Here is a 7,500-nt window from a genome sequence, read left to right on the forward strand (position 1 = left end):
TTGGAAAATATCTCTGATTTATGGAATAGTGCCTTAAAAGAATTAGAAAAAAAGGTAAGCAAGCCTAGTTATGAGACATGGTTAAAATCAACAACGGCTCATAACTTGAAGAAAGACGTATTAACGATTACAGCTCCAAATGAATTTGCTCGTGACTGGCTAGAATCTCATTACTCAGAACTAATTTCAGAAACACTATACGATTTAACAGGGGCAAAATTAGCAATTCGCTTTATTATTCCCCAAAGTCAAGCTGAAGAGGACATTGATCTTCCTCCAGTTAAGCGGAATCCTGCACAAGATGATTCAGCTCATTTACCACAGAGCATGTTAAATCCAAAATATACATTTGATACATTTGTTATCGGTTCTGGTAACCGTTTTGCCCATGCAGCTTCATTAGCTGTAGCCGAGGCGCCAGCTAAAGCGTATAATCCACTCTTTATTTACGGGGGAGTTGGGCTTGGAAAGACGCATTTAATGCACGCGATTGGTCATTATGTAATTGAACATAATCCAAATGCAAAAGTTGTATATTTATCATCAGAAAAATTCACGAATGAATTTATTAACTCTATTCGTGATAATAAAGCTGTTGATTTTCGTAATAAATATCGCAACGTAGATGTTTTATTGATAGATGATATTCAATTTCTTGCTGGAAAAGAACAAACTCAAGAAGAGTTTTTCCATACATTTAATGCATTACACGAAGAAAGTAAACAAATTGTAATTTCTAGTGATCGACCACCAAAAGAAATTCCGACTTTAGAAGATCGTCTTCGTTCCCGCTTTGAATGGGGACTTATTACAGATATTACGCCACCAGATTTAGAGACACGAATTGCGATTTTACGCAAAAAAGCAAAAGCTGAAGGGCTTGATATACCAAATGAAGTTATGCTTTATATCGCAAATCAAATTGATTCAAATATTCGTGAATTAGAAGGTGCACTTATCCGAGTTGTAGCTTATTCATCTTTAATTAATAAAGATATTAATGCTGATTTAGCAGCTGAAGCACTTAAAGATATTATTCCAAATTCTAAGCCGAAAATTATCTCTATTTATGATATTCAAAAAGCTGTCGGGGATGTTTATCAAGTGAAATTAGAAGATTTTAAAGCGAAAAAACGTACAAAATCAGTTGCGTTTCCTCGCCAAATTGCAATGTATTTATCGCGCGAGCTTACAGATTCCTCTTTACCAAAAATAGGTGAAGAATTTGGTGGACGTGATCATACAACAGTTATCCATGCCCATGAAAAAATCTCTAAACTACTAAAAACCGATACGCAATTACAAAAGCAAGTTGAAGAAATTAATGGTATTTTAAAGTAGTAGCTGAATAGTGTGAATAACTTACCTTGTTTTACGCACAGTCTATCCACATGTAGATAGACTGTTTTTACATCCTTTATAGAGGTTATCCACATATCCACAAGCCCTATTACTATTACTACTATTTTTTTATCTTTATTAATTAAATAAAATCTTATACTTACCGGAGGTTTTTCTTTATGCGTTTTACAATACAAAAAGACTATCTTGTAAGAGGTGTACAAGATGTAATGAAGGCAGTTTCTTCTCGTACAACAATCCCCATTCTTACGGGAATTAAAGTTGTAGCTACTGAAGAAGGGGTTACATTAACAGGAAGCGATGCTGATATTTCTATTGAATCGTTTATTCCAGTCGAAGAAGATGGAAAAGAAATCGTAGAAATAGCTCAATCAGGAAGCATTGTTTTACAAGCAAAATATTTTAGTGAGATTGTAAAAAAACTACCTAAAGACACTGTCGAAATTTCTGTGGAAAATCATTTTATGACAAAAATAAAATCTGGAAAATCAGAGTTTAACTTAAATGGTTTAGATTCTGCAGAATATCCGTTACTGCCACAGATTGAAGAACATCATGTATTTAAAATACCAACAGATTTACTTAAACATATGATCAGACAAACTGTATTTGCAGTTTCTACTTCTGAAACAAGACCGATCTTGACAGGTGTAAACTGGAAGGTATATAACAGCGAGTTAACTTGTATTGCAACAGATAGTCATAGACTGGCACTTAGAAAAGCAAAAATTGAAGGACATAATATTGCAGATGAGTTCCAAGCTAATGTTGTTATTCCAGGTAAGAGCTTAAATGAATTAAGTAAAATTTTAGATGAGTCTGAAGAAATGGTAGATATCGTTATTACGGAGTATCAAGTATTATTCCGTACAAAACATTTATTATTCTTCTCAAGATTGTTAGAAGGAAATTATCCTGATACGACACGTTTAATTCCGGCAGAGAGTAAAACGGATATTTTTGTGAATACAAAAGAATTCCTACAAGCAATTGATCGTGCTTCACTATTAGCAAGAGATGGCCGCAATAACGTTGTTAAATTATCAACTTTAGAGCAAGAAATGCTAGAGATTTCTTCGAATTCACCAGAAATCGGAAAAGTTGTCGAAGAAGTACAATGCGAAAAAGTAGATGGAGAAGAGTTAAAAATATCTTTTAGTGCAAAATATATGATGGATGCATTAAAAGCTTTGGATAGTACAGAGATTAAAGTTAGCTTTACTGGGGCAATGAGACCGTTCTTAATTCGTACAGTAAATGATGATTCAATTATTCAATTAATTTTACCGGTTCGTACTTACTAGGTAAGGAATAAGGGTTGCTAGTTTAAAGATGCTAGTGGCCCTTATTTGATTTTTGGGTATTACTTTCCTAATGCTAGTTTATTTAGTACAATGAAAGAATGAACACTTTCAGAAAGTGAGCGATTTTATGAAACGTATTAAAATTTCAACAGAGTATATTACACTAGGACAATTTTTAAAGTTAGCTGATGTAATTGATACAGGTGGCGCTGTAAAATGGTTTTTACAAGAATATGAAGTGTACGTGAACAACGAACTTGAAAATAGAAGAGGTCGCAAACTATATGCGAATGATGTTATTGAAATTCCAGGAAGCGGAACTTTCCAAGTTCAGGCATAAAGGGGGAGCCCTTTGTTTATTTCAGAAATACAATTAAAAAACTATCGCAATTATGAAAAATTAGAGCTTTCCTTTGAAGATAAGGTAAATGTAATTATCGGCGAAAATGCACAAGGGAAAACTAACTTGATGGAAGCTATTTATGTTTTAGCGATGGCGAAATCTCATAGAACCTCTAATGATCGCGAACTTATCCGCTGGGATGAAGATTTTGGTCAAATAAAAGGGAAATTACAAAAAAGAAACAGTTCTTTGTCCTTGGAATTAAATATTTCGAAAAAAGGTAAAAAGGCAAAATTAAATCAACTTGAACAACGAAAGTTAAGTCAATATATTGGCGTGATGAATGTTGTCATGTTTGCCCCAGAAGATTTAAATCTTGTAAAAGGAAGCCCTCAAGTAAGAAGACGCTTTTTAGATATGGAATTAGGACAAATAGCTCCTGTATATTTGTATGAATTAAGTCAATATCAAAAGGTGCTCACGCAACGAAATCATTTGTTGAAAAAAATGCAAGGGAATAGTAAGAATGAGGAAACGATGTTGGATGTATTTACACTTCAACTAATTGAGCATGGTGCGAAGATACTGCAAAAACGTTTTGAATTTTTGCATTTGCTACAGGAATGGGCAGCTCCAATTCATCGAGGTATAAGCCGTGGATTAGAAGAGTTAGAAATTGTCTATAAACCAAGTGTAGATGTATCAGAATCAATGGATTTGTCGAAAATAAAAGAAGTATACTATGAAAGTTTTCAATCTGTGAAACAACGTGAAATTTTCCGTGGTACGACTTTAATTGGTCCTCATCGTGATGATTTACAATTCTTCGTTAATAGTAAAAATGTTCAAGTCTTTGGTTCGCAAGGACAACAACGAACGACCGCACTATCCCTAAAATTAGCTGAAATTGAATTGATTTATTCAGAGGTTAAAGAATATCCAATCCTTTTGTTGGATGATGTTTTATCAGAATTAGATGATTATCGTCAATCACATCTTTTAAATACAATTCAAGGAAAAGTGCAAACATTTGTTACAACGACGAGTGTCGACGGAATTGAACACGAAACATTAAAAGAAGCGAAAACAATTCATGTAACGAACGGCACTGTAGATTGTGAAATAGATAGGGAATAACCCCTGTTTAAATGGAAAAGTAGGTGATCTTTGTGTCAATGGAACAAAAGCAAATGCAAGAAAATGCATATGATGAAAGTCAGATACAGGTGCTTGAAGGACTAGAGGCAGTTCGGAAACGCCCTGGTATGTATATTGGATCTACAAGTGGAAAAGGGCTTCACCATCTTGTGTGGGAAATCGTAGATAATAGTATTGATGAAGCACTTGCAGGTTATTGTGATGAAATTAATGTTAGTATCGAAGAAGATAATAGTATTCGTGTAACGGATAATGGGCGTGGTATTCCGGTTGGTATACAAGAAAAAATGGGACGTCCAGCTGTAGAAGTTATTATGACTGTTCTCCACGCCGGTGGTAAATTTGGCGGTGGCGGTTATAAAGTTTCTGGTGGTTTACATGGTGTTGGGGCATCGGTTGTAAATGCTCTATCAACAGAATTAGAAGTATTTGTACATCGTGAAGGTAAAATCCATTACCAAAAATACGAAAGAGGTATTCCGGTTGCGGATTTAAAAGTCATTGGTGACACAGATCAAACAGGAACAATAACTCGATTTAAACCAGATCCGGAAATTTTCCAAGAAACAACAGTATACGATTTTGATACGTTAGCAACTCGTATGCGTGAATTAGCGTTTTTAAATCGTAATATTAAATTAACAATTGAAGATAAACGTGAACATAAGCAAAAGAAAGAATTCCATTACGAAGGTGGAATTAAATCATACGTTGAGCATTTAAATCGCTCAAAACAACCGATTCATGAAGAGCCTGTGTACGTAGAAGGTTCAAAAGATGGTATTCAGGTTGAGGTTTCTCTTCAATATAACGAGGGATACACAAATAATATTTACTCATTTACGAATAACATCCATACGTATGAAGGTGGTACACATGAGGTAGGTTTTAAAACAGCTTTAACTCGTGTAATCAACGACTATGGTCGTAAAAATAGCATTTTAAAAGATGCGGACAGTAATTTAACTGGTGAGGATGTTCGTGAAGGTTTAACAGCAATTGTATCAATCAAGCATCCAAATCCACAATTTGAAGGACAAACGAAGACAAAACTTGGGAATAGTGAAGCGAGAACAATTACAGAGTCTGTATTCTCAGAGGCGTTTGAAAAGTTCTTACTAGAAAATCCTAATGTAGCGCGAAAAATTGTAGAAAAAGGTACGATGGCTGCACGTGCACGTGTAGCTGCGAAAAAAGCGCGTGAATTGACACGTCGAAAGAGTGCGTTAGAAGTTTCAAGTTTACCTGGTAAATTAGCTGATTGCTCTTCGAAAGATCCAGCAATTAGTGAAATTTACATCGTAGAGGGTGACTCTGCGGGTGGATCTGCAAAACAAGGACGCGATCGTCATTTCCAAGCAATTTTACCGCTGAAGGGTAAAATTATTAATGTGGAAAAGGCACGCTTAGATAAGATTTTATCAAATGATGAAGTTCGTACAATTATTACGGCGATCGGTACAAATATTGGTGGAGACTTCGATATTGAAAAAGCACGCTATCATAAAGTTATTATTATGACCGATGCCGATGTTGATGGTGCACATATTCGTACCCTATTATTAACGTTCTTCTATCGTTATATGCGTCAAATAATTGAGTGTGGTTATATCTATATTGCACAGCCGCCGTTGTTTAAAATACAACAAGGTAAAAAAATTCAATATGCTTACAACGATAAGGAACTTGAAAAAATCTTAGCAGAATTACCGGCCCAACCTAAGCCAGGGATTCAGCGTTATAAAGGTCTAGGGGAAATGAATCCAACTCAGCTATGGGAGACGACAATGGACCCAGAAGTACGTTCATTACTTCAAGTTTCCCTTCAAGATGCAATTGAAGCAGACGAAACATTTGAAATTTTAATGGGAGATAAAGTAGAGCCACGTCGTAACTTTATCCAAGAGAATGCAAAATACGTGAAGAACCTTGATATTTAAATGAGTAATGACAGGAATCTAAGTATTCCTGTCTTCTACATATAAATCAATGTATGTGTAACGGAAATGTAAGAGGAGGTGCTCGTTGATGTCAGACAATCAACAACAAGCACGAATTCGAGAAATTAATATTAGTCATGAAATGCGTACCTCATTTTTAGATTACGCAATGAGTGTTATCGTATCTCGTGCATTACCAGATGTTCGTGATGGATTAAAACCTGTGCATCGTAGGGTTTTATATGCGATGAATGATTTAGGAATTACAGCTGATAAAGCGTATAAGAAATCAGCACGTATTGTCGGTGAAGTAATCGGTAAGTATCACCCTCATGGTGATTCAGCCGTTTATGAAACAATGGTACGTATGGCGCAAGATTTTAGTCAACGTTATATGCTTGTAGATGGGCATGGTAACTTCGGTTCTGTAGATGGAGATTCAGCAGCGGCAATGCGTTATACAGAGGCAAGAATGTCTAAGATTTCTATGGAATTAATACGTGATATTTCAAAAAATACAATTGATTATCAAGATAACTATGATGGTTCCGAAAGAGAACCGATAGTACTACCAGCGCGTTTCCCTAATTTATTAGTAAACGGTACAACAGGTATTGCTGTTGGTATGGCAACAAATATACCGCCGCATCAGCTTGGCGAAGTAATTGATGGTGTGCTGGCATTAAGTCATAATCCTGATATTACTATCGCGGAATTAATGGAATATATTCCCGGTCCAGACTTTCCGACGGCAGGTTTAATTTTAGGAAGAAGTGGAATTCGAAGAGCTTATGAAACAGGTCGCGGTTCCATTATGCTTCGTGCTAAGGTTGAAATTGAAGAGAAGTCAAACGGTAAACAATCTATTATCGTAACTGAACTACCTTATCAAGTTAATAAGGCACGATTAATTGAAAAAATCGCAGAATTAGTTCGCGATAAGAAAATTGAAGGTATTACAGATTTACGTGATGAATCAGATCGTAATGGTATGCGTATTGTCATGGAAGTACGTCGTGATGCTAATGCAAACGTACTATTAAACAATCTATATAAACATACAGCGCTTCAAACAAGTTTCGGTATTAATATGTTGTCTCTTGTAAATGGGGAGCCACAAGTACTAAATTTAAAACAAAATCTATATCATTATTTAGAGCATCAGAAGGTAGTAATTCGTAGACGTACTGCTTATGAATTAGAAAAAGCAGAAGCACGTGCTCATATTTTAGAAGGATTACGAATTGCTTTAGATCATCTTGATGAAGTTATTACGTTAATTCGTAGTTCAAAAACGGCAGATATTGCCAAGCAAGGCTTAATGGAACGTTTTGGTTTAAGTGAGAAACAAGCGCAAGCGATTTTAGATATGCGTCTGCAACGTTTAACTGGA

At 35.4% G+C, this 7,500-nt stretch carries 6 protein-coding genes (1 of these 6 only partly in view); all 6 read left to right on the forward strand.

The genetic code is table 11. The annotated features are described in order from the left end of the window. A complete protein-coding gene (dnaA, locus tag MKY21_RS00005) occupies nt 1-1,341 on the forward strand; it encodes a chromosomal replication initiator protein DnaA (protein ID WP_000428018.1) in 1,341 nt (446 codons plus the stop codon). 179 nt (nt 1,342-1,520) lie between these two features. Continuing rightward, nucleotides 1,521-2,666, forward strand: coding sequence for a DNA polymerase III subunit beta (gene dnaN / locus MKY21_RS00010; RefSeq protein ID WP_001212884.1), 1,146 nt, complete (start codon nt 1,521-1,523; stop codon nt 2,664-2,666). A gap of 127 nt (nt 2,667-2,793) precedes the next feature. Beyond that, the gene (gene yaaA / locus MKY21_RS00015; RefSeq protein WP_000821364.1) at nt 2,794-3,006 is read left to right on the forward strand and encodes a S4 domain-containing protein YaaA; all 213 of its coding nucleotides are present in this window, start codon (nt 2,794-2,796) and stop codon (nt 3,004-3,006) included. Nucleotides 3,007-3,018: 12 nt separating this feature from the next. Beyond that, on the forward strand, nt 3,019-4,146 hold the full coding sequence (recF, locus tag MKY21_RS00020) for a DNA replication/repair protein RecF (RefSeq protein WP_044796543.1): 1,128 nt from the start codon (nt 3,019-3,021) through the stop codon (nt 4,144-4,146). A 38-nt stretch (nt 4,147-4,184) separates the two neighbouring features. Further along, on the forward strand, nt 4,185-6,107 hold the full coding sequence (gyrB, locus tag MKY21_RS00025; RefSeq protein ID WP_000435982.1) for a DNA topoisomerase (ATP-hydrolyzing) subunit B: 1,923 nt from the start codon (nt 4,185-4,187) through the stop codon (nt 6,105-6,107). A gap of 88 nt (nt 6,108-6,195) precedes the next feature. Beyond that, nucleotides 6,196-7,500, forward strand: partial view of a DNA gyrase subunit A gene (gyrA, locus tag MKY21_RS00030; protein WP_001282864.1) — the 5' portion only. 1,167 nt of this gene lie beyond the right edge of the window; the window shows 1,305 of its 2,472 coding nt (coding positions 1-1,305); its start codon is at nt 6,196-6,198; its stop codon lies beyond the right edge, outside the window.

Origin of the sequence: Bacillus sp. FSL R9-9497 (assembly GCF_038005805.1) — a bacterium.
GTDB classification, from domain to species: Bacteria; Bacillota; Bacilli; order Bacillales; family Bacillaceae_G; genus Bacillus_A; species Bacillus_A cereus.

Coding starts and splice junctions, on each gene's coding strand:
- dnaN (WP_001212884.1), top strand. CDS start 1,521: ATGCGTTTTACAATACAAAAAGACTATCTTGTAAGAGGTGTACAAGAT.
- yaaA (WP_000821364.1), top strand. CDS start 2,794: ATGAAACGTATTAAAATTTCAACAGAGTATATTACACTAGGACAATTT.
- gyrB (WP_000435982.1), top strand. CDS start 4,185: ATGGAACAAAAGCAAATGCAAGAAAATGCATATGATGAAAGTCAGATA.